Below are 26,870 nucleotides of genomic sequence, written 5' to 3'. Positions count from 1 at the left end.
GACCGGCCTCAATGCGCCCCGATCGTCGCGCGCAGGCGCGGATCGACCAGCGCGTAGAGCAGGTCGACGATCAGGTTGATGCTGACGAACAGGAAGGAGATCAACATGAGGTAGGCGGCCATGATCGGGATATCGACCTGCTGCACCGCCTTGAGGAAGAGCAGGCCCATGCCCGGCCACTGGAACACCGTCTCGGTGATGATGGCGAAGGCGATGATCGAGCCGAGCTGCAGGCCGGCGATGGTGATCACCGGCACCAGCGTGTTCTTCAGCGCATGGCCGAAATGGATGGCGCGCGTCCTGAGGCCCCGGGCACGGGCGAACTTGATGTAATCGGTGCGCAGGACCTCGAGCATCTCGGCCCGGACGAGGCGCATGATCAGCGTCATCTGGAACAGGCCGAGCGTGATCGAAGGCAGGATCAGAGCCTTCCAGCCCGAGGCGGTCAGCAGGCCGGTAGTCCACCAGTTGCCGATCTTCACCACCTCGCCGCGCCCGAAGGAGGGCAGCCAGCCGAGCGTCACCGAGAACAGGTAGATCAGGAGGATGCCGATCAGGAAGGTCGGCAGGCTGATGCCGACCAGCGAGACCGTCTGGAAGATCTTCGCCAGCCAGCTATCGCGGCGCAGCGCCGTATAGACGCCCATGGGTATGCCGACCAGCAATGAGAACAGAGCCGACATGAAGGCGAGTTCCAGCGTCGCCGGGGCGCGCTCGCCGAGCAGCGAGATCACCGGCAGGCGGAACTGGTAGGAGACGCCAAATTCGAGCCGGGCGGCGTTATAGATGTAGCGCGCGAACTGGACGACGACCGGCTCGTCGAGGCCGAGCGTCTGGCGCAGTTGCGCGACCTGCTCCTGCGGCGTGTCGACGCCGACCATCTGGTTCACCGGGTCGCCGACGAAGCGGAACATGGTGAAGGCGATCAGCGCGACCGCGAGCATCACGATCAGCGACTGGAACAGCCGGCGCAGGACAAATGCGAGCATGGTCGCCTTTCAAGTAGGGCTTCGCCAGCTTCGTCATTCCGGCCAGGATGAAGCGGAATATCGGACTCGATCGTAGAGCTAGGGGCTTACGACGGTTTCCAGTGCCGCGCCGCTATGCGGCTGGTCGGAATGACAGCGCTGTTCTGCGAAGCTGGAGAGGCTGCGCGCCGAGGGATGCTCGGCGCGCGCGGACCCTCACTGCTCCTTGGTGGCGTAGTAGAGCAGCACCGAATTGTCGGCGCGCTGGGCGAGCTTCACCTTCTTCGAGACACCCCAGGCCAGGGCCTGCTGGTGCAGCGGAATGTAGGAGAACTCGTCGACGGTCATCTTGTAGGCCTCGCCGATCATGGCGTTGCGCTTGGCGGTATCCGACTCGACCAGAATCTTGTCGGTCAGCTCGTCGACCTTCTTGTTGCAGTAGTTGCCGAGATTCGACTCGCCGCGCGAGGAGCCAGCAACGTCACGGCAGCCGAGGATGTCGTAGAGGACATTGTGGCTGTCAAAGGTGCCGGGGGTCCAGCCGAGCAGGTAGAACGAGGTCTTGTAGCCACCCGGCTTCAGCACCTTGGCGAAGTACTGCGCCTTGGGCTGGGCGTTGAGGTTCACCTTGACGCCGATACGGGCGAGCATGCCGACGACAGCCTGGCAGATCTGGCCGTCATTGACGTAGCGATCGTTCGGGCAGTCCATGCCGAGCTCGAAGCCCTGCGGGTAGCCGGCCTCGGCGAGCAGCTTCTTGGCGCCCTCGGTGTCGAACTTGGCGCGGGTGAAGCCGGCATGCGGGTAGAGCTCCGGCGCGATCATCAGCGCCGACGGGGTCGAGAGACCGCGCATGACGCGACTCTTGATCGTCTCGATGTCGATCGCCTGGAAGAAGGCCTGACGGACCTTCGGATCCTTGAACGGGTTCTTGCCCTTGACGCTCGATTCCAGCAGCTCGTCACGGGTCTGGTCGAAGCCGAGGAAGATGGTGCGCAGCTCGGGGCCGGTCAGGACCTGGGCGTTGCCCGAAGCGTTGACGCGCTGGATGTCCTGGATCGGAACCGGCTCGATCACGTCGACCTCGCCGGAGAGCAGCGCGGCGACGCGGGTCGCGTCCGAGGAGATCGGGGTGAAGATGATCTCCTTGATGTTGCCTTCGATCTTCTTCCAGTAGTTCTCGTTGAGCTTGAAGACGGTCTTCACGCCCGGCTGGTGGCTCTCGATCTTGTAGGGGCCGGTGCCGTTGGCGTTGAGCGAGGCGTGGCTCGGGGTGGTCGCAGCCGCCGGGGTCGGAGCGACGGCGTTGTTCGCCTCCGCCCACTTCTTCGACATGATGTACCAGGTGTCCCACTGCGCGTTCAGGATCGGGTTCGGCGCGGTCAGCACAACATCGACCGTGTGGTCGTCGACCTTGACGAACTTGGCGCTGGTCGGGATGCGGGTAGTGAAGTTCGAGCCCTGGGCGCGGACACGGTCGGCCGAGAAGATCACGTCATCGGCGGTGAAATCCGAGCCGTCATGGAACTTGACGCCCTTGCGCAGGAAGAAGCGCCACTTCAGGCCGTCAGCCGAAATCTCCCATTTCTCGGCGAGAGCCGGCTCGATCTTGAGATCCTTGCCGCGCGCCGTCAGGCCCTCATAGGGGTGGCCGAGATGCGCGTTGGTGGTGGTCTCGTTGACGGTATAGGGGTCGAGCGACTTCAGTTCGCCCTGGTTGGCGTATCGCAAGGTCTGGGCTTGCACAGCCCCGCACATCAAGGCCAGGGCGGCAACGGCTGCCAGGCAATGGGTCTTGAACGACATGTGAGACTGCTCCCGTTGGTTAGAAACCACTCCTCCCCAGGAGCGGTGCCGGCCGCGCGCCTATTTTGGCGGCAGACCGACGAAGGCGGCAGATTAATGACGGTTCGAAGCCCACGTCCAGTGCGGTCGATCGACTTCGTTCCAGATCGAACTTTGTTGCGAATCCAACTAATGCAACGCACGAAGCTGCGAAGGGCGAGGCAAACCCTTGCAAGGAAGCACCCCGCCCTTTGCGCCTTCAGCGGGCCAGTTCCGTGATCAGCGCACGGACGAAGGCCGTGCCGGCGTCGAGCTGCGCCACGGTGATGAACTCATCCGGCTGGTGTGCCTGGGCGATATCGCCGGGCCCGCAGACCACGGTGGACCAGCCAGCCGCCTGGAACAGGCCGCCTTCCGTGCCGTAGGCGACGACATGGCTGGCGTTGTCGCCGGTGATCCGTCGCGACAGCGTCTCGGCCGCTCCCTCCTTCTCCGGCGCCAGCGGCGGCGTCTGCGAGGTGATTTCCATGGTGATGCCGGTTTCGGGGGCGATCGCCTTCATCGGCCCTTCCAGCTCGGCGATCTTCGCCCGGTAGCGCGCGACATAGTCGGTATCGTCGCCCGGCATAACGCGCACCTCATGGCTGAAGCTGGCGTGCTCGGCGGTGATGTTGACCGCCGTGCCGCCGGCGACGACGCCGACATGCAAGGTCGAATAGGGCGGCTCGAACGCGATGCCGGGCTGCGCATTGGCCTTGTTCTCAGCCATCACCTCGTCATGCCAGGCAATCAGCTTGCCGGCGACCATCACGGCGGGGACGCCGATGTCGACACGGCTCGAATGCACGGCGTGGCCACGCACCGTCGTCTTCATACGGGTGCCGCCCTTATGGCCGGTGACGACCTGCATCATCGAGGGCTCGCCGACGATCACCGCGGACGGCTTCAGGCCCGCCTCCGCCATCGCGTCGATCATGATCGCGGCACCGATGCAGCCGACCTCCTCGTCATAGGAGAGCGCGATATGGAAGGGGCGCTTCAAGCCGGCTTCCAGCATCTCCGGCACCAAAGCGAGTGCGATGGCGTCGAAGCCCTTCATGTCGCAGGAGCCGCGGCCATAGAGCTTGCCGTCGCGTTCGGTCAGCGTCCACGGATCGGAGCTCCAGTCCTGGCCCTCGACCGGCACGACATCGGTATGGCCGGAGAGGACGACACCGCCTTCGACCTGCGGGCCGACCGTCGCGTAGAGATTGGCCTTCTCGCCGTCCGGGCTCGGCACGATCGTGCTCGCGACACCATGGGCGGCGAGATAATCGCGGCAGAAATGGATGAGGTCGAGATTGCTGCGCCAGGACTCGGTGTTGAACGACACCAGCTTGGCCAGCATCTCCTTGGGGGAATATCGCACGGGTAGAAATCTCCAGAAACTGGCCGACAGGCATGAACCGTGCCGGCAGGCTACGCTGGCATTGCCTGTCGTCAATCGCTTCTGCGCGCTTGACCGGGCTGCGCCCGGCGCGCTGTTGTGCCGGCCAAGCAAGCTTCCCCGCGAGTCCGCCATGACCTTCGACGTCACCCTCACCGACATCCAGGCCGCCGCCAACCGCATCGCGGGCAAGGTCCGGCGCACGCCGACCTTCATGAGCGCCGGCCTCTCGGCCCGGCTCGGGGTCGAGACCGTGGTCAAGGTCGAGAGCCTGCAGCTCGCGGGCTCGTTCAAGGTCCGCGGCTGCTACAACAAGCTGCTCGGCCTGTCCGATGCCGAGAGGGCGCGCGGCGTCGTCACCGTCTCCGGCGGCAACCACGCCATCGCCGTCTCGCTGGTCGCCAGCATGCTCGGCATCAGGGCGCTGGTGCTGATGCCGAAGAACGTCGCCCCGCTCAATATCCGCCTGACCCAGGAAGCGGGCGGCGAGGTCGAGCTCTGCGAGGACGCGCTCGCCGCTTTCTCCAAGGCGGAGGAGTACGAGGGCAAGGGCATGACCCATGTCCATTCCTATGATGACCCCGCGATCATCGCCGGCCATGGCACGGTCGGCCTCGAGCTCGCAGCCGATGCCGGCGGGCGGATCGACCATGTCTTCATCTCGATCGGCGGCGGCGGCTTCTCGGCCGGCGTCGGCGCGGCGCTGAAGGGGCTCGACCCGGCTGTGCGCATCCACGGCGTCGAGACCGAAGGCGCGACGACGATGACGCAGGCGCTCGAAGCCGGAAAGCCGGTGCCGATCCGCCCGACCTCGATCGCGCGCACGCTCGGCGCCCCCTTCGCGACCGAGCGCACCATGGCCGCGGCGCGCCAGTTCCTCGAAGAGATCGTGGTGGTGCCGGATGCGGAAGCCGTGCGCGAGCTGGTCTGGGTGCTGCAGAACGGGCGCGTCCTGCTCGAGCCGGCGGCGTCCTGCACGATCGCGGCCGCGCTGACGCGCAAGGACCAGTTCAAGCCGGGCGAGCGAGTCGCGCTGGTGCTGTGCGGCTCGAACGTCGCGCTCGACGACATCGAGCGCTGGCGGGGAGAGTTCGGGATCTGAGCCGATCGAAGGACGCGCCGACCAACGGCGCGCCCTCGACGTCACCGGCCGCTCGCTATCAGGGAACGACCGCCCCCCGAGCCCGCCCGCCGGCGACGCGGCAGGAGCAACCGGCTCCGAGATCGGCCGGATTGATCAGCTGGCAGGTGCGCACGGGCGTTTGGCAATAGTTGCCGATGCCCGATGAGACCGGGGCAGCATAATAGGGGCCGGTATAGTACGGTCGACGGTACGCGTAGGGCGCTCCGTAATAGTAAGGATCGCCGTAGTAATAGGGCGAGGCAGCGGCTGCGCCCAGAATGGCGCCGGTGGCCAAGGCTCCGGCGCCCCATCCCCAACCGCCGCCGTAATAGCCGCGCCGCCAATAGCCCGGGCGCCCGTAGAATCCGCCGCCCCAGCCACCCGGCCGATAGCCCCAGCCGGCGCCGCGATAGAAGCCGCCTCGGTAGCCGAAGCCTCCCGCGCGGACGCCGCCAAAATTCCGTCCTGCCAGGCCGAAACGAGCTCCGCCGCCGAACGCGCCGCCACCAGCGCGGATACCTCCGCCGTGGAAGCCTCTGCCGCCAAATCCCTGCGCCGAGGCGTCTTCGGCAGTAAAAACAAACAAGGGAACGAGCGAAGCGGCGAGAACGATCAGGCGGCGCATGGCGGCCTCCCTCGACGACAAGGACGGGCCACCATTAACGCGCGCGCACTGCGGCTGTTCCGTGGCGCCGACTTTGGGCTGCCGGGCCGAAATCCGCCTCAGAAATAACGCGCCAGATTCCGCCTGATCCGCTCCAGTGGCGCGACTTCGTCCGCCGGCCGCTCGAAGACCTTGCCGGTGATCGTCTCGAACGCCTTGATATAGACCTGCGAGGTCTGTTCGATCAGTTGGTCCGGGATTTCTGGAATCGGCTCGTTATAGGGGTCGCAGCGCGCCGCCACCCAGTTGCGCACGAAATCCTTGTCGAAGCTCTCGGGCTTTTCGCCTTTCGCGAAGCGCTCGGGATAACTGCCGGCGAACCAGTAGCGGCTGGAATCAGGGGTGTGGATCTCGTCGGCAAGGATGATCCTGCCGTCGGGATCGGTGCCGAACTCATACTTGGTGTCGGCGAGGATCAGGCCGCGCTCAGCGGCGACCTTCTGGCCACGGGCGAACAACGCCAGCGCGTAACCCGACAGCGTCTCCCACTGCGCTTTGGTGAGCAGGCCCTGCTCCAGGATATCAGCCGGCGAGAGCGGCTCGTCATGGCCGCCGTCGAAGGCCTTGCTGGTCGGCGTAATGATCGCCTGCGGCAGCGCCTCGTTGTCGCGCAGGCCGTCGGGGAAGCGGGCGCCATACATCTCGCGCTGGCCCTGCTTGTACATGGTCAGGATCGAGGTGCCGGTGGTGCCAGCGAGATAGCCGCGCACCACGATCTCCACGGGGAGGATATCGAGCCGCTGGCCGACGACGACATTCGGGTCGGGATAATCGAGGACGTGATTGGGGCAGATATCGGCCGTCTGCTCGAAGCAGAAGCGCGCGGTCTGGGTCAGCACCTGGCCCTTGAACGGGATGCAGGCGATGGCGCGGTCGAAGGCGGACAGGCGATCGGTGGCGATGATGATGCGGCGCCCATCCGGCAGATCGTAATTCTCGCGGACCTTGCCGCGATAGTGGTTCGGCAATTCCGGGATCGTCACGTCGCGGATCGTGTTCGCCTCGGACATCGCAGCACTCGCAAGCTTCGGAATCATCCGGAGCGACACGCTCCGGCTCCGCCGCTCTTAACCGTTTCCCCACGATGTGGACAGCCAGCCACCACGCATTCGCCAGCCTCCCACCCCTCATGCCGCAATCGGCTTGGACAGGACGCACGGCTCCGGGCTAGCGTGCGCGCCTGGCAACCCGTTTTCTGCCGAGCTGCAGACCTGTCGAGGACACAATGCCCAAATCCGATCTCATCGCCGCGATCGAACCCGAGATCAGCGCGATCCGCCGCGATTTCCACCGCCATCCCGAGCTGCTCTTCGACGTGCAGCGCACCGCCGGCATCGTCGCCGACAAGCTGAAGGAATGGGGCGTCGACGAGGTCGTCACCGGGATCGGGCGCACCGGCGTCGTCGGCGTGATCAAGGGCAAGCGCCAGGATTCCGGCAAGGTCATCGGCCTGCGCGCCGACATGGACGCACTGCCGATCCATGAGGAAACCAATCTCGAGCACCGCTCGACCGTGGCTGGCAAGATGCACGCCTGCGGCCATGACGGGCACACCGCCATGCTGCTCGGCGCCGCCAGATATCTGGCGCAGACCCGCGATTTCGACGGCACCGCGATCGTGATCTTCCAGCCGGCCGAAGAAGGCGGCGGCGGCGGCCGGGAGATGTGCAAGGACGGGCTGATGGAGCGCTTCGGCGTGCAGGAGGTCTATGGCCTGCACAACATGCCCGGCCTGCCGATCGGCCAGTTCGCCATCCGCAAGGGGCCGATGATGGCGGCCGCCGACCGCTTCCTGGTCAAGCTGGAAGGCCGCGGCGGCCACGCCGCCAAGCCGAACGAGACGATCGATCCGCTCGTCTCCGCCTGCCAGATCGTCACCTCGCTGCAGACCATCGCCTCGCGCAATGCCGACCCGCTCGATTCCGTCGTCGTATCGGTGACGGCGCTGCAGGCCGGCGAGGCCTTCAACGTCATTCCGCAGCATGCGGTGATCAAGGGCACGGTGCGCTCGCTCTCGCCGGAGATGCGCGACCTCGCCGAGAAGCGTTTCCGTGAGATCGTCACCGGCACCTGCCAGGCCTTCGGCCTGAAGTTCGAGATCGAATACGAGCGCGGCTATCCCGTCACCTTCAACCATGCCGGCCAGACCGACTTCGTCACCAGCGCGACGAAGAGCGCCTTCGGCAAGGAGGCGATCGACACCACAGTGCCGCCAACCATGGGCTCCGAGGACTTCTCCTTCATGCTCGAGGAGCGTCCGGGTGCCTACATCTTCATGGGCAATGGCGAGTCCGCCGGGCTGCATCACCCCGCCTATGAGTTCAACGACAAGGCCATCCCCGTGGGCATGACCTACTGGGCGAGCCTGGTCGAGATGGCGATGCCGCAGCGCGCGGCATGAGCGACATCGACTGCCTGGTAATCGGGGCCGGCGTCGTCGGCCTCGCTACCGCGCGTGCGCTTGCGCTCGCCGGCCGCGAGGTCGTGATCGCCGAGGCCGCGGACGGCATCGGCACCCAGACCTCGGCCCGCAACAGCGAGGTCATCCATGCAGGCATCTACTATCCGTCGGGCTCGCTGAAAGCCCGGGTCTGCGTCGAGGGGCGCAAGCTGCTCTATCCCTATCTCCGCGAGCGCGGCCTGCCGCACAAGGCCTGCGGCAAGCTGATCGTCGGCACCCATGCCGGCCAGCGCCCGGCGCTGGAGACGATCGCGCACCGCGCCGAAGCCTCGGGCGTCACCTCGCTGCGCTGGCTCGATGGTGCGCAGGCGAAGGCGCTGGAGCCGGAGGTGACCTGCGAGATCGCCCTGCTCTCGCCCGAGACCGGCGTGGTCGACAGCCATGCCTTGATGCTGTCGCTGCTCGGCGAGTGCGAGGCGGCCGGCGGCTCGCTGGCGCTGAACACACCGATCCTGGCCTGGCGGCGCGAGGCCGACGGCTTCAGCGTCGATTTCGGCGGCGAGGACCCGGCGACCTACAGCGCGAACACCGTGGTGAACTCGGCCGGCCATGGCGCACCGCGCCTGCTCGGCAAGCTCGACGGCTTCCCGGCCGCGCATGTCCCGAAGCAGTCCTTCGCCAAGGGCAACTACTTCTCGCTGCTCGGCAAGCAGCCGTTCTCGCATCTGGTCTATCCCGTGCCGGAAGCGGCGGGTCTCGGCATCCACGCCACCATCGACATGGCCGGGCGCGTCAAGTTCGGCCCCGACGTCGAATGGGTCGAGGACGACCAGGACCTCGTCGTCGATCCCGCACGCGCCGAGAAGTTCTACGCGGCGATCCGGACCTATTGGCCCAGCCTGCCGGATGGCGCGCTCGTCGCCGACTATGCCGGCATCCGGCCGAAGCTGCATGGGCCGACCGAGCCGATCGTGGATTTCCGCATCGACGGGCCAGCCGTGCATGGTGTGCCCGGGCTGGTCAACCTGCTCGGCATCGAAAGCCCCGGCCTGACGAGCTCGCTCGCGATCGCTGATCTGGTCGTGGAGCGGCTGGCGGCCTGACGCGCGACCGCAGTGAGAAGCGCGGGATCCCCTCTCCTGGAAGGAGAGGGGTAGGGGAGAGGTGCTCGGACTGAAAACGCCGAGCCTCAACCCAACAGCGCGGTTGGCGCTTGCGGCACTGGTCCAACGGCCTGCACCTCACCCTACCCTCTCCTTACAGGAGAGGGTTCCCCGCGCCCTATCTCACACCGCCTCCGCCCCCAACTCCGCACACCAATGCGCCAGCCGCGCCTTCATGACGCGCTCGCGGCCGGCCTCCAGCGCCTTCTCGTCGAGCTGCTCCAGTTCCTCGAAGGCGAAAGCATCCTCGCCATGCGTGGTCCAGGCCGCCTGCAGGCTGCGCTGGCGATGGCTGCCATGGCGCAGCGTGAACCAGATGCGGTTCTGGATCGTCGACAGGTCCGGGGCCTGCCCGGCCCAGCGCTCGCCGGTCGCAAGGCAGCGCAGCAGATAGATGCCGGCCACAACCTTGCGCTCCTTATAGGCCGCGACGGCGACCTTCCTGTCCTCGTGACGCATCGCGCCCTCCGTGATTGAGGTCGCGGCAAATATCACCCGGACAATATTGACTCAAGTATTTTTATCCGGGTATTTTATAGCATCACGCAAGGATCGAGCATGTCCAACGCCGACCGTCTCTCGACCACCTTCGACGGCAACACCATCCTGGCCCGCGGCCGCCTGGCCGATGTCGCCCTCGCCGTCCGGCAACGCCTGAACGAGCGTCCTGACGCGGCGCTGCTGACCTTCGACGACACGACTGGGCGCGTGATCGATCTCGATCTGCGCGGCACGCCAGCGGAGATCGTAGCGAGGCTGGGGGACGAGCCGCGCGGGCGCGGCCGGCCCAAGCTCGGCGTGGTCGCGCGCGAGGTGACCTTGCTCCCGCGGCATTGGGACTGGCTGGCGGCGCAGCCGGGCGGCGCCTCGCAGGCGCTGCGGCGCCTGATCGACGAAGCCAGGCGCGGCGATCGCGGCGAGACGCAAGGTCGGATCGCCCGCGAGGCGGCCTACCGCTTCATGAGTGCGCTCGCCGGCAACCTGCCAGGCTTCGAGGAGGCAACACGCGCGCTCTTCGCCAATGACGAGATCGGCTTCTTCCGGCAGGCGGCGGGCTGGCCGGCAGACATCCGCACCTACACTCAGGAACTGGCCTGGAGAGCAGTGCGGGACGAGGACTAGTCGCGCAGCTCCGCGACCTTCTCGCGCGCTTCGCGCGACAGCTTCGTCACCTGCGCCCAGTCGCGGTTCTTCACCGCATCGGCCGGGACGAGCCAGGAACCGCCGACGCAGATCACCTGCGGCAGCGCGAGGTAGTTGCCGAGATTGGCGAGCGAGACGCCGCCTGTCGGGCAGAACTGCATCTGCGGGAACGGGCCGGAGAGCGCCTTCAGCCCGGCGACGCCACCCGCCTGCTCGGCCGGGAAGAACTTGCAGGTCAGGCGCCCGGCTCCCACTGCGCGCATGCAGTCGGAGGCGGTGGCGACACCCGGCAGCCAAGGCAGCCCGGTCTTCTTCATCGCCTCGTCGACGCCTTCTGTGAAGCCCGGGCTGACCACGGCGAGCGCGCCGGCATTGTGGACCTCGGCCGCCTGCGCCGGCGTCACCACCGTGCCGGCGACGGGCAGGATGCCGGGAACCTTCTTGGCGACGACTTCCAGCGCCGCCATCGCGGCAGGGCGGCGCAAGGTGATCTCGATCACGTCGATCCCGCCGGCGAGCAGGGCTTCTGCGAGCGGCACGGCGATCTCGGCCTCGTCGATGACGACGACGGGGACGACGGCGCAGGCCTTGAGGCGGGCGATTTCGGGAGCGATCGACATCGGCAGAATTCCTTTCGCGCCTCGCTTACGCCTTGGCCCAGTAGACGTCGAGCCCCTGCGGCCGCGAGAGCAGCAGGCCGACAGGAAAGGCCGCCGGCAATTCGACCGCCGAGGCCAGGACCTCGTCCTTCTCCTGCCCCGAAATCAGCAGGGCGACATGGCCGGCGCCCTGCAATCTTGCCGGCGACAGCGAGAGCCGCGGCGGCAAGTCGGGCGGGCTAGCAGCAACAGCATGGGCGGAAGCTGGCGCGGTCAAAGCCGCGGTCTGCCCGGGGAAGAGCGAGGCGATATGCCCGTCCGCGCCCATGCCGCTGACGACGATGTCGAGCGGCGGCAGGCCCTTGAGCACGCGATCGAGACTAGCTGCGGCGGCGGCGAGGTCGTCGCCGGCATTGTGGAAGGAGACGAACGGGGTTCGTCCTGCGCGCAGCGGCGCGAATGCCGCCCGGATCATGCGCTCGTTCGAGGCCTGGTCGCCCGGCGCGACAAAGCGCTCGTCGGTCGGCATCAGCGTGATGCTCTCCCAGGGCAGCTCATGCGCCCCGAGCGCAGCGAGGAAGCGCGCCGGCGTCGTCCCACCGGGCACGGCGATGAGCGCCCTGCCCTGCGTCACGACGAGCGCGCGCAGCCGGATCGCGACTGCCTCGGCCAGCGCCTCGGAGGCGTCGGCCAGCGTCTCGAAGCGATGGCGGACCAGCGGACCGGCCGCGCTCACTCGCTGAACTCCGGATCGGCCCAGGAGCGGCCATCGCGCTCGATCAGACCGATCGACTGCGACGGGCCCCAGGAGCCGGCGGCATAGCGATGCGGCTGGGGATAGTATTCCTGCCAGCCGGCGAGGATCGGGTCGATCCAGGTCCAGGCCTGCTCGACTTCGTCGCGGCGCATGAACAAGGTCTGGTCGCCGCGGATCACGTCGGTGAGCAGGCGTTCATAGGCATCCGGCGTGCGCACGTCGAACGCGGTCTCGTACCGCAGGTCGAGCTGGCGCGGCACGACCTTGAGCTTGCCGGAGCCCGGCACCTTCATCATCAGCTGGAGCTGGACGCCGTCATTGGGCTGGAGCCGGATGACCAGGCGGTTGGCATAGAGCTCCTCGCAGCCCGGAGCGCGGCCGAAGATCGAATGCGGCACCGGCTTGAAGGTGACGGCGATCTCAGAATAGCGCTGCGCCATGCGCTTGCCGGTGCGCAGATAGATCGGCACGCCGGCCCAGCGCCAGGTGTCGAGCTCGCAGCGGATCGCGACAAAGGTCTCGGTACCGCTGACATGGCCGAGCTCCTCGGCATAGCCCTTGACCCGCTGGCCGTCGATCGCACCCGGCCCGTACTGGCCGCGCACGGTATGGCGCTGCACGTCCGGCCCGACGATCGGCCGCAGCGCCTTCAGCACCCTCACCTTCTCGTCGCGGACCGCATCGGCCTCGAGTTGGTTCGGCGGCTCGATCGCGAACAGGCAGAGCAGCTGCAATACATGGTTCTGCACCATGTCGCGCAGATGACCGGCCTTGTCGTAATAGCCGGCGCGGGATTCGAGCCCGACCGTCTCCGCGACGGTGATCTGGACATTGTCGATGTCGCGGCTCGACCAGGAGCGCTCGAACAGCGTGTTGGCGAAGCGCAGCACCAGGAGGTTCTGCACCGTCTCCTTGCCGAGGTAGTGATCGATCCGGTAGGTCCGGCTCTCTGGCAGGATGCGGGCGACGGCATCGTTGATCTCGCGGGCCGAGGCGAGATCGCGCCCAAGCGGCTTCTCCAGGATGACGCGCGAGGTCGGCGTCAGGATGCCGGAGCTCGCGAGGTTCTCGCAGATCGGGATGAACAGGTCCGGCGGCGTCGAGAGATAGAAGGAGCGCACGCGCTGGGAATCGCCGAGCGCTTCCTTGAGCGCGCCATAGGTCTCGGGCTTCACCGCATCGAGCAGCACCATGGTCAGGCGGCGGCGGAAGGCGGCGATGCGGTCCTGCGACAGGCCGGCAGCGGCGAGCTTGCTGGCGATCTCGTTGGGGATGCCCTCGACATCCTCCTGCTTGCGGACGATGCCGATGATGCGGCTCTCCTCCGGCAGCACGCCCTCCTCGTTGCGCTGGGCCAACGCCGGAAAGAGCTTGCGCAGCGCAAGGTCGCCGCCGGCGCCGAAGATCACCAGATCAAAGGGCGGGACCGGCGTGCGCTCCGGCGCAGCCTCCGGCTTCAGCAGGCGTTCGGCGATGGCGTCCATGGCGGCATGCTCCTGATCGGCCGACATGAGGTCGGCGCGAAGTCCCGTCGATCGATCCGTTCCGGGTCGATCGGAAAGCGCGCGCCAGTCGAACCGAATCCTGCGACGACAATGCGACCAAGCCGGCAGCTTGCCAAACGGTTTAGGTGAAGAATTGGCGACTTGCCGTCATTCTCGGGCCGAGCGTAGCGCAGCCCCGAGAATCTCCTGACAAGCAAGCGCCGGCCCGAGATGCTCGGGTCGAGCCCGAGCATGACGCGCCTCCTCGCTAACCCGCCCGCCGAAAGCCCTCGCTCGCCGTCAGCAGTTGCTGGGCATAGGCTGTCTGCGGGGCACGGGCGGCGAGCGTCGCCGCCGTCATCTCCTCGACGCCGCGGCCGAATTGCATGACCAGCAACCGCTCGCACATATGGCCGACCACGGCGAGGTCGTGGCTGACCAGGATATAGGTCAGCTTGCGCTCATGGCGCAGCGCCTGCAGCAGGTTCAGCACCTCGGCCTGGATCGAGACGTCGAGCGCCGAGGTCGGCTCGTCCAAGAGCAGGATCGTCGGCTCCAGAACGAGGGCGCGGGCGATGGCGACGCGCTGGCGCTGGCCGCCGGAAAGCTGATGCGGATAGCGGAAGCGGAAGGAGGTCGGCAGGCCGACATCCTGCATGGCCCTGCTGATCTTGGCCTCGGCGTCGCGGATGCCGTGGATGGCGAGCGGCTCGGCCAGGGTGTCGTCGACGGTCTTCTTCGGATGCAGCGAGCCGTAGGGGTCCTGAAAGACCATCTGGGCTGCGCGGTAGAAGGCCTTGTCGCGGATCTTGGGCTGGCGCTTGCCGAGAATGTCGACCTCGCCGCTCCAGTCGCGATTGAGGCCGGCGAGCACGCGCAGCACCGTCGACTTGCCAGAGCCGGATTCGCCGACGATGCCGTAGCTCTCGCCCGGCTCGACGGCGAAGGAGAGATCCTTCACGACATGCGAGTCGCCGAAGGAGACGTTGAGCCTGTCGAGGTTGATCGCGGAGTTCGTGCTCATGCCAGCCATGCCGGGTCACGATTGAGGGTGGCGAGGGTCTCGCGCGGATGATCGAGATCGGGCAGGCAGCCGAGCAGGCCGCGCGTATAGGGATGCTGGGCCCGGTCGAGCTCGCCGGCCGGCAGCGTCTCCATCGCCTTGCCGCCATACATCACGATGACGCGGTCGCAGAACGACTTCACCAGATGCAGGTCATGGCTGATGAAGATCAGCCCCATGCCGCGACTGGTGACGAGATCGTCGAGGATCTTCAGCACCTGCAATTGCACGGTGACGTCGAGCGCCGAGGTCGGCTCGTCGGCGATCAGGATCTCCGGCTCGGCGATCAGCATCATCGCGATCATCACGCGCTGGCCCATGCCACCGGAGACCTCGTGCGGATAGAGATCGTAGACGCGGCCGGGTTCGCGGATCTGCACGGCCTCGAGCATGGACAGGCTGCGTTCCTTGGCCTCGCGCGCGCTCGCCTTGTGATGGACGCGATAGGCCTCGGCGATCTGATCGCCGACGGTCTGGACCGGGTTCAGCGAGAATTTCGGATCCTGCATCACCATGGAGATGTGGCGGCCGCGCAATTTGCGCCGGCTCGCCTTGTCCATCGCCGTCAGGTCCTTGCCGCGGAACTCCATGCGCTTCGCGCTGACCACGCCGGGATGCGGGATCAGGTCGAGGATGGCGCGGCCGGTCATCGACTTGCCGGAGCCGGATTCGCCGACGATGCCGAGCCGTTCGCGACCGAGCGTGAAGGAGAGGCCGCGCACCGCGTTGACGATGCCGGTCGGGGTGTGGAAATCGACGCGCAGATCGTCGAGCGTCAGCAGAGCTTGTTCAGACATGCTGCTCACCTCGCATCCAGCACGTCGCGCAGCCCGTCGCCGAGCAGGTTGAAGCCGAGCGCGACGACGCAGATGGCGATGCCCGGGAAGGTCGCGACCCACCACTGGTCGAAGATCTGCTCGCGACCGGTCGAGATCATCGCGCCCCATTCCGGGATCGGCGGCTGGGCGCCGAGGCCGAGGAAGCCGAGGCCGGCGGCGATGATGATGATGCCGGCCATGTCGTAGGTGGTGCGCACGATCAGCGAGGGCACGCACATCGGCACGACATGCTTCAGCACGATCCGCATCTGGCTGGCGCCCTGCAGGCGCATCGCCGAGATGTAGTCGGCATTGCGGATGATCATCGTCTCGGCGCGGGCGACACGAGCGTAAGGAGGCCAGGCCGTGAAGGCGATGGCGATGACGGCGTTCTCCAGGCCCGGCCCCAGCGCCGCGACGAAGGCAAGCGCCAGCACGAGGCGCGGGAAGGCGAGGAAGACGTCGGTGATCCGCATCAGCACGGTGTCGACCCAGCCGCCGAAATAGCCGGCGGCGCAGCCGATCAGGAGGCCGAGCGGCCCGACGGTGATGACGACGAGCATGACGATCACCAGCGTGACGCGGGTGCCGTAAACAACGCGGCTGAAGATGTCGCGGCCGAGTGCGTCGGTGCCGAACCAGTGCTTGGCCGAGGGCGCCAGCAAGCGTTGGTCGAGAGCCTGTGCCAGCGGATCATGCTGCGCGATCAGCGGCGCAAAGGCGGCCATCAGCAGCAGCGCCAGCACGATCACCAGGCCGACCACGGCAGCCGGGTTCTTCCTGAAGGCGAGCCATTGCCGGTAGAGCTGGCCGAGCTTCGCCTGCCGGCGCGATTCCGGCGAGGTCGTGGTCAGCCAGGCGTGCCAGGTGACGGGCGAGGAGGCGTGATCGGTCATGGCCATTCCCCTCAGCGTGCCCGCGGATCGGCCAGCCGGCCTAGGATATCGGAGAAGAGGTTGACGGCGATGAAGACGGCACCGACCACCAGCGTCCCGCCGAGCACCGCATTCATGTCGGCATTGAGCAGCGCATTGGTGAGATAGCGGCCGAGGCCCGGCCAGGCGAAGATCGTCTCGGTCAGCACCGAGCCTTCCAGCAGGTGCATGTAGGAGAGCGCGATCACGGTGACCAAAGGCACGAAGGCGTTGCGCAGCGCATGGCCGCAGACAACGCGCCATTCCGACAGCCCCTTCACCCGCGCCGCTACGACATATTGCTGCTGCAGCTCGGCGATCATGAAGCTGCGGGTCATGCGACTGATATAGGCGACCGAGAGCAGGCCAAGCACGGAAGCCGGCAAGATCAGGTGCCAGAAGGCATCCACGACCGCTTCCCACTCGCCCTGCATGGCCGCATCGAGCATGACGATGCCGGTCATCGGCGTGACGAAATCCTGATAGGCGATCGAGAGGCGGCCGGGACCGGCGACCCAGCCGAGCTTGGCGTAGAACAGCAAAAGCCCCATCAGGCCGAGCCAGAACACCGGGATCGAATAGCCGATCAGGCCGATCACGCGGGCGATCTGGTCGATCCAGCGGCCCTGGTTGACGGCGGCGAGGATGCCGAGCGGGACGCCGAGCGCCACACCGATCAGCGTGCCGAGCGTCGCGAGCTCCAGCGTCGCCGGGAACACCGTCTTGATGTCGTCGGTGACCTTCTGCGCCGTCAGCACCGATGTGCCGAGATCGCCGGTGAAGACCTTGCCGATATAGGTGGCGAATTGCTGCCAGTAGGGCTTGTCGAGGCCGAGTGCGAGGCGCGCCTTGTCGTAGACATCGGCCGGAGCGCGGTCGCCGACCACCGCGAGCACCGGGTCGATCGGCATGACGCGCGCGATCAGGAAGGTGACCAGCAGCAGGCCGAAGATGGTGATCGCGACCGTGGTCAGCTCGCGACCGAGGATCTTGGCCCAGCGGGCGACGCGGCTCTTGGCGCGCGGCGGGGCGGGAGGGGTCGGGGCGCTGATGGCGACCATCGCAGACTCCGTCCTTTCTTGTTCTTGGGGGCATCGCCCGCCCATGCGGGGCGGGAAAGCAAGAACCCGCCGCAGCCTGGTGAGGGGCTACGGCGGGTCCGGCTGGCGGTTGCCTCAGTTCTTGGTGATCGGAGCGTAGAAATTGGTGTCGGAGCTCGGTCCGATCACCCAGTTGTCGACGCCCTTGCGCTGCGCCGAGACCTCGATCTGCTGGAACATGATGACGAAAGGCGAGACCTTCTGGTGGTCGCGCTGCAGCGAGCCGTAGACGGCGGCGCGCTTGCTCGCATCGCTCTCCAGCACGTTGGCCTGGGTGATCTTGGTCATGTCCGGGATGTCCCAGGTATTGCGCCAGGCCAGCGTCTTCGACTTGGCATCCTCACCATTGTCCTCGTTGATGGCGAAAGTCTCGGCATTGGTGTGCGGGTCGAGATAGTCCGGGCCCCACTGGCCGATATAGATGTCGTGGGTGCGGGCGCGGTACTTGGTCAGCGTCTGCTTGCCGTCCCCCGGAAGAATCTCGAGCTTGATTCCGGCCTGGGCCCAGGTCGACTGGACCGCCTGGGCGATGTCCGTGATCGGATTGACCGAGCGGGTGTCCATGGTGACGGTGAAGCCGTTCGGCAGGCCGGCCTTGGCGAGCAGCTCCTTGGCCTTGGCGACGTCGAGCTTGTAGGGCTTGTCCTCGATCGCACCCAGGAAGCCCTTCGGCAGGAAGGACTCGTGGCCCTTATAGGTGCCCTCGACGATGTTCTTCTCAATCGCGTCGTAGTCGACCAGCCATTTCAGGGCTTCGCGAACCTCGGGCTTGGCGAGGTTCGGGTTCTTCTGGTTCAGGCCGAGATAGAGGATATAGCCCTTGTCGCCCTGGATGATGTTGACGTTGGCGTTGCTCTTGACCGCGGCGAGCTGATCCTTGGAGAGGTTGCGGGCGATATCGATGTCGCCCTTCTCCAGCAACAGGCGCTGCGACGCCGGCTCGGCGACGTGGCGCACGATGATGCGCTTGGTCTTCGGCGCGCCCTTGTACCAGCCCTCATTGGCGTCGAGCGCATATTGCTCGTTCGGACGGTAGGCACGGACCTTGTAGGCGCCGGAACCCGCCGAGGCGAGTTTGAGCCAGCCATTGCCCCAGTCGCCGTCTTTCTCGTTCGCCTTGACCAGTTTGGAATCGACGATCGAGGCGACGCCCGAGGTCAGGCAGTTCAGGAAGAAGCTCGGCGCGAACGGTTTTGAGACCGTGATGACGACGGTGTTGTCGTCGGCTGCCTTGACCTTCTCCAGCACGGTGTCCTTGTTCAGGCCGAACTGGGTGAGGATGAAGCCCGGCGACTTGTTCAGCGTCACCGCGCGCTGGAAGGAATAGACGACGTCGGCAGCGGTGAGTGGACTACCGGAGTGGAACTTGACGCCTGGCCGGAGCTTGAAGGTGTAGGTCAGATTGTCGGGGCTGACGGTCCAGCTCTGGGCGAGCTCGCCGACGAGCGCGTTGTTGTTCTTGAGATCGACGCCGATCAGCTTGTCATAGAGGTTGGTGACGACCTCGACGCCGGAGAATTCAAAAGCCTCAGCCGGATCGAGCGTGATGATGTCGTCGATCTGCTTGGCCATGACGATGGTGTCTTTGGGCGTCTGGGCCATGGCGGCGCTTGCCAGCAGGGCAGCGAACGCCGAAGCCACCATCAGTTTCGCAACATGACGCATGGAAATCCCCATTGTGCTGTCTGCGGGCACTCCCGGGCGCCCGTTGGCGCGCACTCTGTGGCCAGATCGTGGCCGATGTCCAGCGGGGGCGGAGCAGAGTTCGAGGGATTGCGCGCAGCATGCACGCTTGTTGCGCAACAGCCTGAATTGCCGGCGCATTCCTGCGCAGGAACAGGCTTGCCCCGCTTGTCCCTGCCGCTATCGTAACGGTAGCGGCCAGCCCGGCCCGCGGCAAAACAGGGTCCCCGCTCTTGGCCATCATCGCCGCTCTGCACCACCTGACCCATTATCGTTACGACCGCCCGGTCACGCTCGGCCCGCAGATCATTCGCCTGAGGCCGGCGCCGCATTGCCGCTCGGCTGTGAAGAGCTATTCACTCAAGGTCACGCCCGCACAGCATTTCGTGAACTGGCAGCAGGATCCGAACGGCAACTGGCTGGCACGCTATGTCTTCCCGGAGCCGGTCACCGAGTTCCGCATCGAGGTCGACCTCGTCACCGAGCTCTCGATCATCAACCCGTTCGACTTCTTCGTCGCCAGCGAAGCCGAGGAATTCCCGTTCGCCTATCCGGACGAGCTCAGCGACGAGCTCGCGCCCTATCTGGTCAAGGAGGAGGCCGGGCCGCTGCTCGCCGCCTTCCTCGCCACGATCCCGCGCGAGACGACAAACACCGTCAACTTCATCGTCGATCTCAATGCGCGGCTCCAGCAGATGATCGCCTATGGCATCCGGATGGAGCCGGGGGTGCAGGAGCCCGAGCAGACGCTTCAGCTCAAATCCGGCTCCTGCCGCGACACCTCCTGGCTGCTCGTCCAGATCCTGCGGCATCTCGGGCTCGCCGCCCGCTTCGTCTCCGGCTACCTGATCCAGATGAAGGCGGATATCGATCCGCTCGAGGGCCCGCGCGGCACCGACAAGGACTTCACCGACCTGCATGCCTGGGCTGAAGTCTATCTTCCCGGCGCCGGCTGGATCGGGATGGACCCGACCTCGGGCCTGCTCACCGGCGAGGGTCATCTGCCGCTGGCGGCGACGCCGCATTACCGCTCGGCCGCCCCCGTCAGCGGCCTGGCGAGCTATGCCGAGACGCAGTTCGCCTTCGACATGAGCGTGACGCGCGTGCACGAGGTGCCGCGCATCACCCTGCCCTTCTCGGACGCATCCTGGACCGAACTCGACGCGCTCGGCGAGAAGGTCGAGGCCGATCTCCAGGCACAGGATGTGCGCCTCACCATGGGCGGCGAGCCGACCTTCGTCTCGATCGACGACCAGACCGGCGAGGAATGGAACACCGCCGCGGTCGGGCCGACCAAGCGCGAGCGCGCCGACGTGCTGATCCGGCGCCTGCGCGAGCGCTTCGCGCCGGGCGGCATGCTGCATTACGGCCAGGGCAAATGGTATCCGGGCGAGAGCCTGCCGCGCTGGGCCTTCGCGCTCTACTGGCGCGAAGATGGCGAGCCTATCTGGCGCAACGCCGCCCTGATCGCGCGCGAGCCAGGCGCAAAAACCGGCAGCGATCGCGAGCACGAAACCGTACCGACCTCAGCTGCGGTCGAGGCACTTGCTGCCGGCCTGTCGGAGCGGCTCGGCCTCGGTGCCGAATACGTGCTGCCGGCCTATGAGGACACCGGGCACTGGCTGGTGAAGGAAGGCCAGCTGCCGGAGAATGTCGACCCGCTTGATCCAAAGCTGTCCGATCCGGAGGAGCGCGCCCGCATGGTGCGCGTCTTCGAGCGCGGGCTCGGCAAGCCGAGCGGCTATGTCATCCCGGTGCAGCGCTGGCAGGCGGCGGCGGAGGACCGGCGCTGGCGTTCGGAGAAATGGAAGCTCCGGCGCGGCAAACTCTTCCTGGTGCCGGGCGATTCACCCGTCGGCTTCCGGCTGCCGCTCGGATCGCTGCCGCATGTGCCGGCAAAGGCCTATCCGCATATCCACCCGCAGGACCCGCTGGAGCCACGCGGGCCGCTGGCGCCCGCCACGGCGGGTTCACCCGGCGCGCCGGTCGCGGCCGATCCGCCGCCAGGCTTCGACGGCCCGGTCCAGTTGGCGCGGCCAGCCAGCAGCAGCGAGCCCCAGGCTGCGCGCCAGGACATCGTCGAGCAGGAGCTCGGCGCCGAGTCGGTCCGCACCGCACTGAGCATCGAGGTGCGCGACGGCGTGCTCTGCGTCTTCCTGCCGCCGGTCGAGCGGCTGGAGGATTATCTCGACCTGATCGCCAGCATCGAGGTGGCGGCCGAAGCCACCGGACAGCCCGTCCATATCGAGGGCTATGCCCCGCCGCATGATCCGCGCCTCAACGTCATCAAGGTCACGCCCGATCCCGGCGTGATCGAGGTCAACATCCACCCGGCGAAGAATTGGGCGCAGGCCGTCGCGATCACCCGCGGCGTCTATGAGGAGGCGCGCCAGTCGCGGCTCTGCGCCGAGAAGTTCATGGTCGATGGCCGCCACACCGGCACCGGCGGCGGCAACCATGTCGTGCTCGGTGGGGTGACGCCAGCCGACAGCCCGTTCCTGCGCCGGCCCGACCTCCTCAAGAGCATCGTGCTCTACTGGCAGCGCCACCCTTCCCTGTCCTATCTGTTCTCCGGCCTGTTCATTGGCCCTACCAGCCAGGCGCCGCGCATCGACGAAGCTCGGCACGACCAGCTCTACGAGCTCGAGATCGCGCTGGCGCAGACGCCGGGGCCGAACGACCCGGCGATCCCGCTCTGGCTGGTCGACCGGCTCTACCGCAACCTCCTGATCGACGTCTCCGGCAATACCCACCGCACCGAGATCTGTATCGACAAGCTCTATTCGCCGGATGGGCCGACCGGCCGGCTCGGGCTGATCGAGTTCCGCTCCTTCGAGATGCCGCCGGACGCCCGCATGTCGCTGGCGCAGCAGCTTTTGATCCGGGCGCTGATCGCCTGGTTCTGGCGCGAGCCGCAGGAAGGCAAGCTCGTGCGCTGGGGCACCAGCCTGCATGACCGTTTCATGCTGCCCGAAATCGTCTGGCAGGATTTCCGCGACGTGCTCGCCGATCTGGAGCGCGCCGGCTACCGCTTCGATCCGGCCTGGTTCGCGGCGCAGCACGAATTCCGCTTCCCCTTCTTCGGCAAGGTCAACCAGGGCGGCGTCGAGCTGGAATTGCGCCAGGCGCTCGAGCCCTGGCATGTGATGGGCGAAGAGGGCGCGATCGGCGGCACCGTCCGCTATGTCGATTCCTCGGTAGAGCGCCTGCAGGTCAAGGCAACGGGCCTCACGCCCAGCCGCCATGTCATCACCTGCAATGGCCGGGCGCTGCCGATGACGGAGATCGCCGCCGGCACCAGCATCGCCGGCCTGCGCTTCAAGGCCTGGCAGCCGGCATCCGGCCTGCATCCGACGATTCCAGTGCATGCGCCGCTGACCTTCGACATCGTCGATACATGGGCGGGTCGCTCGCTCGGCGGCTGCGTCTACCATGTCGCCCATCCCGGCGGTCGCAATTACGAGACACCGCCTGTGAATTCCTACGAGGCGGAGGCCAGGAGGCTGGCCCGCTTCGAGGCGATCGGCCATAGTCCCGGCTCGCTGGCGATTCCCGCAGAAGAGCGCAATCCGGAGTTCCCGATGACCCTCGACCTGCGCCGCCCGCCCGGGGTTTGAGGTCAAGGATGGCTCTGCAGCGCCGATCGAGTTCGACGCGGGTCCGCAACGAGCGGCGCAACGCCCTGCTCGCAGGCTACCGGCCGCTGCCCGGCGCCTATGACGAGCTGATGGCGCCGGACGGATCGATCCGACCGCATTGGGAGCCGTTCCTGGCCGAATGGTCGGCGCTCTCGAACGACGAATTGCAGCGCCGCTTCGGGCTCGCCGATCGGCATGTGCGCGACACCGGCGTCTCCTATCGCGTCCATGGCGATCTCGACGAGAGCGACCCGCTCGCCGGCGAGCGCTCATGGCCGCTGAACCATGCCCCGCTGGTGCTCACCGGGCAGGAGTGGCAGGTGATCGCCGCCGGCGTCGCCCAGCGCGCGCAATTGCTCGATGCCGTGCTCAGCGATATCTACGGGCCCGGCCAGCTGGTCGCCAAGGGCGCGCTGCCGGCCGCCGCGATCACCGGCAGTCCGGATTACCTCAGGCCCGTGCAAGGCACGGCCGGCGCCGGGCAGCTCCAGATCTACGCCGCCGATCTCGGCCGTGGCCCGGACGGGCGCTGGTGGGTGCTGAACGACCGCACCCAGGCGCCATCGGGCGCAGGCTATGCGCTGGAGAACCGGCTTGCCCTCGGCCGCGCCTTCCCCGACCTGTTCCGGACGATGAATGTCGAGCGGCTCGCCGGCTTCTTCCAGGGATTCCGCGCCGGGCTGGTCTCGCGCGCCCGGCGGGTCGAGCCGCGCATCTGCCTGCTGACGCCGGGCCAGATGCACGAGAGCTATTTCGAGCAGGCCTATCTTGCCCGCTATCTCGGCTTCCTGCTGGTCGAGGGTGGCGACCTCATCATGCGTGACGGGCTGGTGCATGTGCGCACCATTGCCGGCTTCAAGCGCGCAGACGTCATCTGGCGGCGCATCGACGGCGATTTCGCTGATCCGCTCGAACTCAACGCCGCCTCGGCGCTCGGCGTGCCCGGCCTGGTCGAGGCGGTGCGGGCCGAAAACGTCGTCGTTGCCAACGGGCTCGGCTCCGGCGTGGTCGAGGCGCGGGCGCTGATGGGCTTCATGCCCCGGCTGGCGCAGGACGTGCTCGGCGAGGAACTGATCCTGCCGAATATCGCGACCTGGTGGTGCGGCCAGCCGCGCGAGCGCGGGATCGTGCTCGACCGGCTCGACGAGATGAGCGTCTCCGCCGCTTTCCGCGCCCCAGGCGACGGGCTCGACGGCGGCACCATGCTGGTCGCCGATCTCGACAAGAATCAGCGCGAGGCGCTGCGCGCCCGCATAGCAGAGCGCGGGCTCGATTATGTCGGCCAGGAGGTGGTCAGCCTCTCGACCATGCCGGTGATGCAGGGCGGCCGGCTGGAGCCCCGGCCGATGACATTGCGCGTCTTCGCCGCCGCAACGCCCGATGGCTGGCAGGTGATGCCAGGCGGTTTCTGCCGCATTTCCGAGGAAGGCGATGCGCGCGCCGTGACGATGCGCTCCGGCGTGCGCTCCAGCGATGTCTGGATCACCTCCGACCAGCCGGTCGAGCACGTGACGCTGCTGCCGAGCCCAGACCGGATCGCGATCCGCCGTATCGTCGGCATCCTGCCGAGCCGCGCCGCCGACAACCTGTTCTGGCTCGGGCGCTATCTCGAACGCAGCGAGGCGACGCTCAGGCTGGTGCGCGCCTTGCTCGGACGCCTGATCAATGCCGACGACCAGGCACCGGGCCATGCCGAGACGATCAAGCGGCTCGCCAACCTGCTCGTCGCCTGGGGTGCGGCACCGGCTGGGGCCAAGAGCCGATCCGTCGCGGCTCAGGCGCGCTCGGCCCTGCACGATCTCGACCAGTACGGCTCGGCCGCCGCCTCGGTACGCGAAGCCAGGCGCACAGCCTCCGTCATCCGCGAGCGGCTCTCGATCGATGCCTGGCGGCTGTTCGGCGACCTGCAGCGCCAGCTCGCCGACCCCGGCAAGCCGACCAGCGCGGGCGAGGCCTTCGAAATCGCCGATAGCGGGCTGAAATCGCTCGCCGCCTTCTCGGGCCTGTCACAGGAGAACATGGTGCGCGGCGCCGGCTGGCGCTTCCTTGATATCGGCCGTCGGGTCGAGCGCGGCGTCACCACCTGCCGTTTCGCCCGCCATTTCGTCGAAAACGATGCGCCCGGCAACTGCCTCGACGCGCTGCTCGACCTGACGGATTCGCAGATCACCTATCGCTCGCGCTACATGCTCGGTGCCTCGCTGCAGCCGGTGCTCGATCTCGTCATGCTCGACCCCTACAACCCGCGCTCGGTCGCCTTCCAGATCGAGCGGCTCGACGCGGAGATCGCAGCGCTGCCTTCGCTCAACGATGACGGGATGCTGGAGGAGCCGCGCCGGCTCGCGCTCAAGCTCGCCGCCGAAAGCCGCACCGCCGAGGCGAGCCGACTCGACAAACATGGCATCCTGTTCTTCGAGCAGTCGCTGATGGGGCTCTCCAACGCGGTGGCCGAGCGCTACTTCCTGCAGAACGCCAGGCCGGAACGGTCGCGGATGACGCGCCTGGCATAGTGGAAAGCGCGTGATCTACGACATTCGCCATCTCACGGCTTACGCCTATAGCCGGCCGGTGCCGTTCGCGCGCTGCATCCTGCGTGTCCTGCCGCGCGACGGGGTCGGCCAGCGTGTGCTGACGAGCCAGCTTGCGGTGACGCCGCGCGGCGCCGAGCGGCGCGACGGGATCTGCTTCTTCGGCAACCGCACGACGACGCTGACCATTTCCAGGCCGCATCGCGAACTCAGGATCGAGATGACTTCGCGGGTCGAGGTGACGCGAGCGGCGCCGCCCTTCCCTGCCCTGACGCGGGGCTGGGAGGAGGTGTCCGAGCGCGCGCTGCAGGCGCAGAGCCTTTCGCCGGAATCCCCGGCCCAATACCTCTATCCCAGCCGGCTGGCGCCGACCGTATCGGAAATCACCGACTACGCCCGCAAGAGCTTTGCGGCGAAACGGCCGGTCTTCGAAGCGGCGGGCGAATTGATGGCCCGCATCCGCAAGGACTTCACCTACGATCCCGAGGCGACCGAGGTCTCGACCCCGATCCGCGAGGCCTTCGCCAACCGCCACGGCGTCTGCCAGGATTTCGCCCACATCATGATCGCGGGCTTGAGGGGTCTCGGCCTGCCGGCCGCCTATGTCAGCGGCTATCTGCGCACGATCCCGCCGGCGGGCCAGCCGAGGCTCGAAGGCGCCGATGCGACCCATGCCTGGGTGATGCTCTGGTGCGGGCCGGAGACCGGCTGGATCGGGCTCGACCCGACCAACGATCTCGTCGTCGCCGACGACCACATCGTCACCGCGACGGGGCGCGACTATGCCGACGTCTCGCCGCTCGACGGCGTGCTGGTCGGTCCCGGCAGCCAGAAGCTCGACGTCAAGGTCGACGTGGTCCCCGTCATATGATTGCCGGCGACCGCATGAGCCGGCCGGCCATTCGCGGCATCCTGTTCGACAAGGACGGCACGCTGATCGACTACCAGGCGAGCTGGGCGCCCACCAATCTCAAAGCCGGCCGCCTCGCCGCCCTGGGCGACGACCATCTGGCGGCGCGATTGCTGACGGTCGCCGGCGTCGATCCTGTTACCGGCTACGCCACCTCCGATGGGCTGCTCGCCTCAGGCAATACCGAGGATGTCGCGCAGGCCTGGGCGCAGGCTGGCGCACCGTTCGGCGTCGAAGATCTGACTGAGCAGCTCGATACCCTTTTCCAATCGGCGGTCGTTGCGGCGGTGCCGGTCTGCGATCTGGCGGCCCTGTTCGCGGCTCTCACCGGCCGCGGGCTCGTCCTTGGCATCGCCTCCAGCGACAGCGAGGCCGCAGTCGCTGCCACGGCCGAGCGCTTCGGCCTCGAACCGCATCTGGCTTTCCAGTGCGGCTATGATTCCGGTCATGGCGCCAAGCCCGGACGCGGCATGGTCGACGGCTTCTGCCGCGCGACCGGGTTGACGGCGGAGACCGTCGCGGTGATCGGCGACTCCACCCACGACATGCATATGGCCGCTGCGGCAGGCGCTGGCTATCGCATCGCCGTGCTGACCGGCGCCGGCAGCGCCGAGGTCCTGCGCCCGCTCAGCCATCTGCTGCTGCCGAGCATCGCCGGGCTGGAGCAGACACTGTTCGATTGAACGCGATAGCCTGGCGGTTA

Annotated in this window: 23 protein-coding genes; 8 read left to right on the top strand and 15 right to left on the bottom strand. The window is 67.1% G+C overall.

The window, feature by feature from the left end; genetic code table 11:
• Positions 1-8: 8 nt before the first annotated feature.
• The 3 genes from ACQKLX_RS19240 to argE all read right to left on the bottom strand — a co-directional run bounded on the left by ACQKLX_RS19240 (position 9) and on the right by argE (position 4,161).
• Positions 9-989, bottom strand: a complete 981-nt coding sequence (locus ACQKLX_RS19240; RefSeq protein ID WP_427363163.1) for an ABC transporter permease — start codon at positions 987-989, stop codon at positions 9-11.
• Positions 990-1,184: 195 nt separating this feature from the next.
• On the bottom strand, positions 1,185-2,774 hold the full coding sequence (locus ACQKLX_RS19235; RefSeq protein WP_427363162.1) for an ABC transporter substrate-binding protein: 1,590 nt from the start codon (positions 2,772-2,774) through the stop codon (positions 1,185-1,187).
• A 238-nt stretch (positions 2,775-3,012) separates the two neighbouring features.
• Positions 3,013-4,161, bottom strand: a complete 1,149-nt coding sequence (gene argE, locus ACQKLX_RS19230; protein ID WP_427363161.1) for an acetylornithine deacetylase — start codon at positions 4,159-4,161, stop codon at positions 3,013-3,015.
• A gap of 151 nt (positions 4,162-4,312) precedes the next feature.
• Here argE and ACQKLX_RS19225 point away from each other — a divergent pair, with 151 nt between their 5' ends.
• Complete coding sequence (locus tag ACQKLX_RS19225; protein WP_427363160.1) at positions 4,313-5,281, top strand: threonine ammonia-lyase; 969 nt, start codon at positions 4,313-4,315, stop codon at positions 5,279-5,281.
• Positions 5,282-5,339: 58 nt separating this feature from the next.
• On the opposite strand, the gene ACQKLX_RS19220 is transcribed toward ACQKLX_RS19225, so the two are convergent.
• Together ACQKLX_RS19220 and ACQKLX_RS19215 are read right to left on the bottom strand one after the other, a co-directional pair.
• On the bottom strand, positions 5,340-5,927 hold the full coding sequence (locus tag ACQKLX_RS19220) for a hypothetical protein (RefSeq protein ID WP_427363159.1): 588 nt from the start codon (positions 5,925-5,927) through the stop codon (positions 5,340-5,342).
• A gap of 98 nt (positions 5,928-6,025) precedes the next feature.
• On the bottom strand, positions 6,026-6,976 hold the full coding sequence (locus tag ACQKLX_RS19215; RefSeq protein ID WP_427363158.1) for a phosphoribosylaminoimidazolesuccinocarboxamide synthase: 951 nt from the start codon (positions 6,974-6,976) through the stop codon (positions 6,026-6,028).
• A 215-nt stretch (positions 6,977-7,191) separates the two neighbouring features.
• On the opposite strand from ACQKLX_RS19215, the gene ACQKLX_RS19210 reads away from it, so the two are divergent.
• The gene (locus ACQKLX_RS19210; RefSeq protein WP_427363157.1) at positions 7,192-8,367 is read left to right on the top strand and encodes a M20 aminoacylase family protein; all 1,176 of its coding nucleotides are present in this window, start codon (positions 7,192-7,194) and stop codon (positions 8,365-8,367) included.
• Complete coding sequence (locus ACQKLX_RS19205) at positions 8,364-9,470, top strand: NAD(P)/FAD-dependent oxidoreductase (protein WP_427363156.1); 1,107 nt, start codon at positions 8,364-8,366, stop codon at positions 9,468-9,470. Before ACQKLX_RS19210 ends, ACQKLX_RS19205 begins: the two co-directional genes overlap by 4 nt.
• A gap of 183 nt (positions 9,471-9,653) precedes the next feature.
• Here the strand turns inward: ACQKLX_RS19205 and ACQKLX_RS19200 are convergent, their stop codons facing one another.
• Positions 9,654-9,989 (bottom strand): GIY-YIG nuclease family protein, encoded by a 336-nt coding sequence (locus ACQKLX_RS19200; RefSeq protein WP_427363155.1) that lies wholly within the window; start codon positions 9,987-9,989, stop codon positions 9,654-9,656.
• A gap of 99 nt (positions 9,990-10,088) precedes the next feature.
• On the opposite strand from ACQKLX_RS19200, the gene ACQKLX_RS19195 reads away from it, so the two are divergent.
• A complete protein-coding gene (locus ACQKLX_RS19195; RefSeq protein WP_427363154.1) occupies positions 10,089-10,652 on the top strand; it encodes a DUF2239 family protein in 564 nt (187 codons plus the stop codon).
• Here ACQKLX_RS19195 and eda read toward each other — a convergent pair.
• The 9 genes from eda to ACQKLX_RS19150 all read right to left on the bottom strand — a co-directional run bounded on the left by eda (position 10,649) and on the right by ACQKLX_RS19150 (position 19,085).
• Positions 10,649-11,293, bottom strand: coding sequence for a bifunctional 4-hydroxy-2-oxoglutarate aldolase/2-dehydro-3-deoxy-phosphogluconate aldolase (eda, locus tag ACQKLX_RS19190; RefSeq protein WP_427363153.1), 645 nt, complete (start codon positions 11,291-11,293; stop codon positions 10,649-10,651). The two genes, ACQKLX_RS19195 and eda, sit on opposite strands and share 4 nt — an antisense overlap.
• 25 nt (positions 11,294-11,318) lie before the next feature.
• Positions 11,319-12,008 (bottom strand): 6-phosphogluconolactonase, encoded by a 690-nt coding sequence (gene pgl, locus ACQKLX_RS19185; RefSeq protein ID WP_427363152.1) that lies wholly within the window; start codon positions 12,006-12,008, stop codon positions 11,319-11,321.
• On the bottom strand, positions 12,005-13,513 hold the full coding sequence (gene zwf / locus ACQKLX_RS19180; RefSeq protein WP_427363151.1) for a glucose-6-phosphate dehydrogenase: 1,509 nt from the start codon (positions 13,511-13,513) through the stop codon (positions 12,005-12,007). Before zwf ends, pgl begins: the two co-directional genes overlap by 4 nt.
• Positions 13,486-13,767 (bottom strand): hypothetical protein, encoded by a 282-nt coding sequence (locus ACQKLX_RS19175; RefSeq protein ID WP_427363150.1) that lies wholly within the window; start codon positions 13,765-13,767, stop codon positions 13,486-13,488. Before ACQKLX_RS19175 ends, zwf begins: the two co-directional genes overlap by 28 nt.
• A 14-nt stretch (positions 13,768-13,781) precedes the next feature.
• A complete protein-coding gene (locus ACQKLX_RS19170) occupies positions 13,782-14,537 on the bottom strand; it encodes an ABC transporter ATP-binding protein (RefSeq protein WP_427363149.1) in 756 nt (251 codons plus the stop codon).
• Positions 14,534-15,373 carry an ABC transporter ATP-binding protein gene (locus tag ACQKLX_RS19165; RefSeq protein WP_427363148.1) on the bottom strand — a complete coding sequence of 280 codons (840 nt, stop codon included), beginning with the start codon at positions 15,371-15,373 and terminating at the stop codon, positions 14,534-14,536. The genes ACQKLX_RS19170 and ACQKLX_RS19165 overlap by 4 nt, the downstream gene beginning before the upstream one ends.
• 5 nt (positions 15,374-15,378) lie before the next feature.
• Complete coding sequence (nikC, locus tag ACQKLX_RS19160; RefSeq protein WP_427363147.1) at positions 15,379-16,296, bottom strand: nickel transporter permease; 918 nt, start codon at positions 16,294-16,296, stop codon at positions 15,379-15,381.
• Positions 16,297-16,301: 5 nt separating this feature from the next.
• On the bottom strand, positions 16,302-17,369 hold the full coding sequence (locus ACQKLX_RS19155; protein ID WP_427363146.1) for an ABC transporter permease: 1,068 nt from the start codon (positions 17,367-17,369) through the stop codon (positions 16,302-16,304).
• A gap of 114 nt (positions 17,370-17,483) precedes the next feature.
• Positions 17,484-19,085, bottom strand: coding sequence for an ABC transporter substrate-binding protein (locus ACQKLX_RS19150; RefSeq protein ID WP_427363145.1), 1,602 nt, complete (start codon positions 19,083-19,085; stop codon positions 17,484-17,486).
• A gap of 239 nt (positions 19,086-19,324) precedes the next feature.
• On the opposite strand from ACQKLX_RS19150, the gene ACQKLX_RS19145 reads away from it, so the two are divergent.
• The 4 genes from ACQKLX_RS19145 to ACQKLX_RS19130 are packed head-to-tail and all read left to right on the top strand — an operon-like array spanning position 19,325 to position 26,850.
• The gene (locus tag ACQKLX_RS19145; protein WP_427363144.1) at positions 19,325-22,708 is read left to right on the top strand and encodes a transglutaminase family protein; all 3,384 of its coding nucleotides are present in this window, start codon (positions 19,325-19,327) and stop codon (positions 22,706-22,708) included.
• Between the two features lie 8 nt (positions 22,709-22,716).
• Positions 22,717-25,239 (top strand): circularly permuted type 2 ATP-grasp protein, encoded by a 2,523-nt coding sequence (locus ACQKLX_RS19140; RefSeq protein WP_427363143.1) that lies wholly within the window; start codon positions 22,717-22,719, stop codon positions 25,237-25,239.
• A gap of 10 nt (positions 25,240-25,249) precedes the next feature.
• Positions 25,250-26,128 carry a transglutaminase family protein gene (locus ACQKLX_RS19135; RefSeq protein WP_427363142.1) on the top strand — a complete coding sequence of 293 codons (879 nt, stop codon included), beginning with the start codon at positions 25,250-25,252 and terminating at the stop codon, positions 26,126-26,128.
• A gap of 14 nt (positions 26,129-26,142) precedes the next feature.
• Positions 26,143-26,850, top strand: a complete 708-nt coding sequence (locus ACQKLX_RS19130) for an HAD family hydrolase (RefSeq protein WP_427363141.1) — start codon at positions 26,143-26,145, stop codon at positions 26,848-26,850.
• Positions 26,851-26,870: the final 20 nt, after the last annotated feature.

The sequence above is a fragment of the Allobosea sp. NPDC003192 genome, assembly GCF_050275675.1.
Classification (GTDB): Bacteria; Pseudomonadota; Alphaproteobacteria; order Rhizobiales; family Beijerinckiaceae; genus Allobosea.
This window is presented reverse-complemented; position numbering and strand designations above follow the sequence as displayed.

Bases quoted from the DNA above. Each gene is read 5' to 3' on its own strand.
- ACQKLX_RS19240 (WP_427363163.1), bottom strand. From the start codon at position 989: ATGCTCGCATTTGTCCTGCGCCGGCTGTTCCAGTCGCTGATCGTGATG.
- ACQKLX_RS19235 (WP_427363162.1), bottom strand. From the start codon at position 2,774: ATGTCGTTCAAGACCCATTGCCTGGCAGCCGTTGCCGCCCTGGCCTTG.
- ACQKLX_RS19225 (WP_427363160.1), top strand. From the start codon at position 4,313: ATGACCTTCGACGTCACCCTCACCGACATCCAGGCCGCCGCCAACCGC.
- ACQKLX_RS19220 (WP_427363159.1), bottom strand. From the start codon at position 5,927: ATGCGCCGCCTGATCGTTCTCGCCGCTTCGCTCGTTCCCTTGTTTGTT.
- ACQKLX_RS19215 (WP_427363158.1), bottom strand. From the start codon at position 6,976: ATGTCCGAGGCGAACACGATCCGCGACGTGACGATCCCGGAATTGCCG.
- ACQKLX_RS19210 (WP_427363157.1), top strand. From the start codon at position 7,192: ATGCCCAAATCCGATCTCATCGCCGCGATCGAACCCGAGATCAGCGCG.
- ACQKLX_RS19205 (WP_427363156.1), top strand. From the start codon at position 8,364: ATGAGCGACATCGACTGCCTGGTAATCGGGGCCGGCGTCGTCGGCCTC.
- ACQKLX_RS19200 (WP_427363155.1), bottom strand. From the start codon at position 9,989: ATGCGTCACGAGGACAGGAAGGTCGCCGTCGCGGCCTATAAGGAGCGC.
- ACQKLX_RS19195 (WP_427363154.1), top strand. From the start codon at position 10,089: ATGTCCAACGCCGACCGTCTCTCGACCACCTTCGACGGCAACACCATC.
- eda (WP_427363153.1), bottom strand. From the start codon at position 11,293: ATGTCGATCGCTCCCGAAATCGCCCGCCTCAAGGCCTGCGCCGTCGTC.
- zwf (WP_427363151.1), bottom strand. From the start codon at position 13,513: ATGGACGCCATCGCCGAACGCCTGCTGAAGCCGGAGGCTGCGCCGGAG.
- ACQKLX_RS19175 (WP_427363150.1), bottom strand. From the start codon at position 13,767: ATGCTCGGGCTCGACCCGAGCATCTCGGGCCGGCGCTTGCTTGTCAGG.
- ACQKLX_RS19170 (WP_427363149.1), bottom strand. From the start codon at position 14,537: ATGAGCACGAACTCCGCGATCAACCTCGACAGGCTCAACGTCTCCTTC.
- ACQKLX_RS19165 (WP_427363148.1), bottom strand. From the start codon at position 15,373: ATGTCTGAACAAGCTCTGCTGACGCTCGACGATCTGCGCGTCGATTTC.
- nikC (WP_427363147.1), bottom strand. From the start codon at position 16,296: ATGGCCATGACCGATCACGCCTCCTCGCCCGTCACCTGGCACGCCTGG.
- ACQKLX_RS19155 (WP_427363146.1), bottom strand. From the start codon at position 17,369: ATGGTCGCCATCAGCGCCCCGACCCCTCCCGCCCCGCCGCGCGCCAAG.
- ACQKLX_RS19150 (WP_427363145.1), bottom strand. From the start codon at position 19,085: ATGGGGATTTCCATGCGTCATGTTGCGAAACTGATGGTGGCTTCGGCG.
- ACQKLX_RS19140 (WP_427363143.1), top strand. From the start codon at position 22,717: ATGGCTCTGCAGCGCCGATCGAGTTCGACGCGGGTCCGCAACGAGCGG.
- ACQKLX_RS19130 (WP_427363141.1), top strand. From the start codon at position 26,143: ATGAGCCGGCCGGCCATTCGCGGCATCCTGTTCGACAAGGACGGCACG.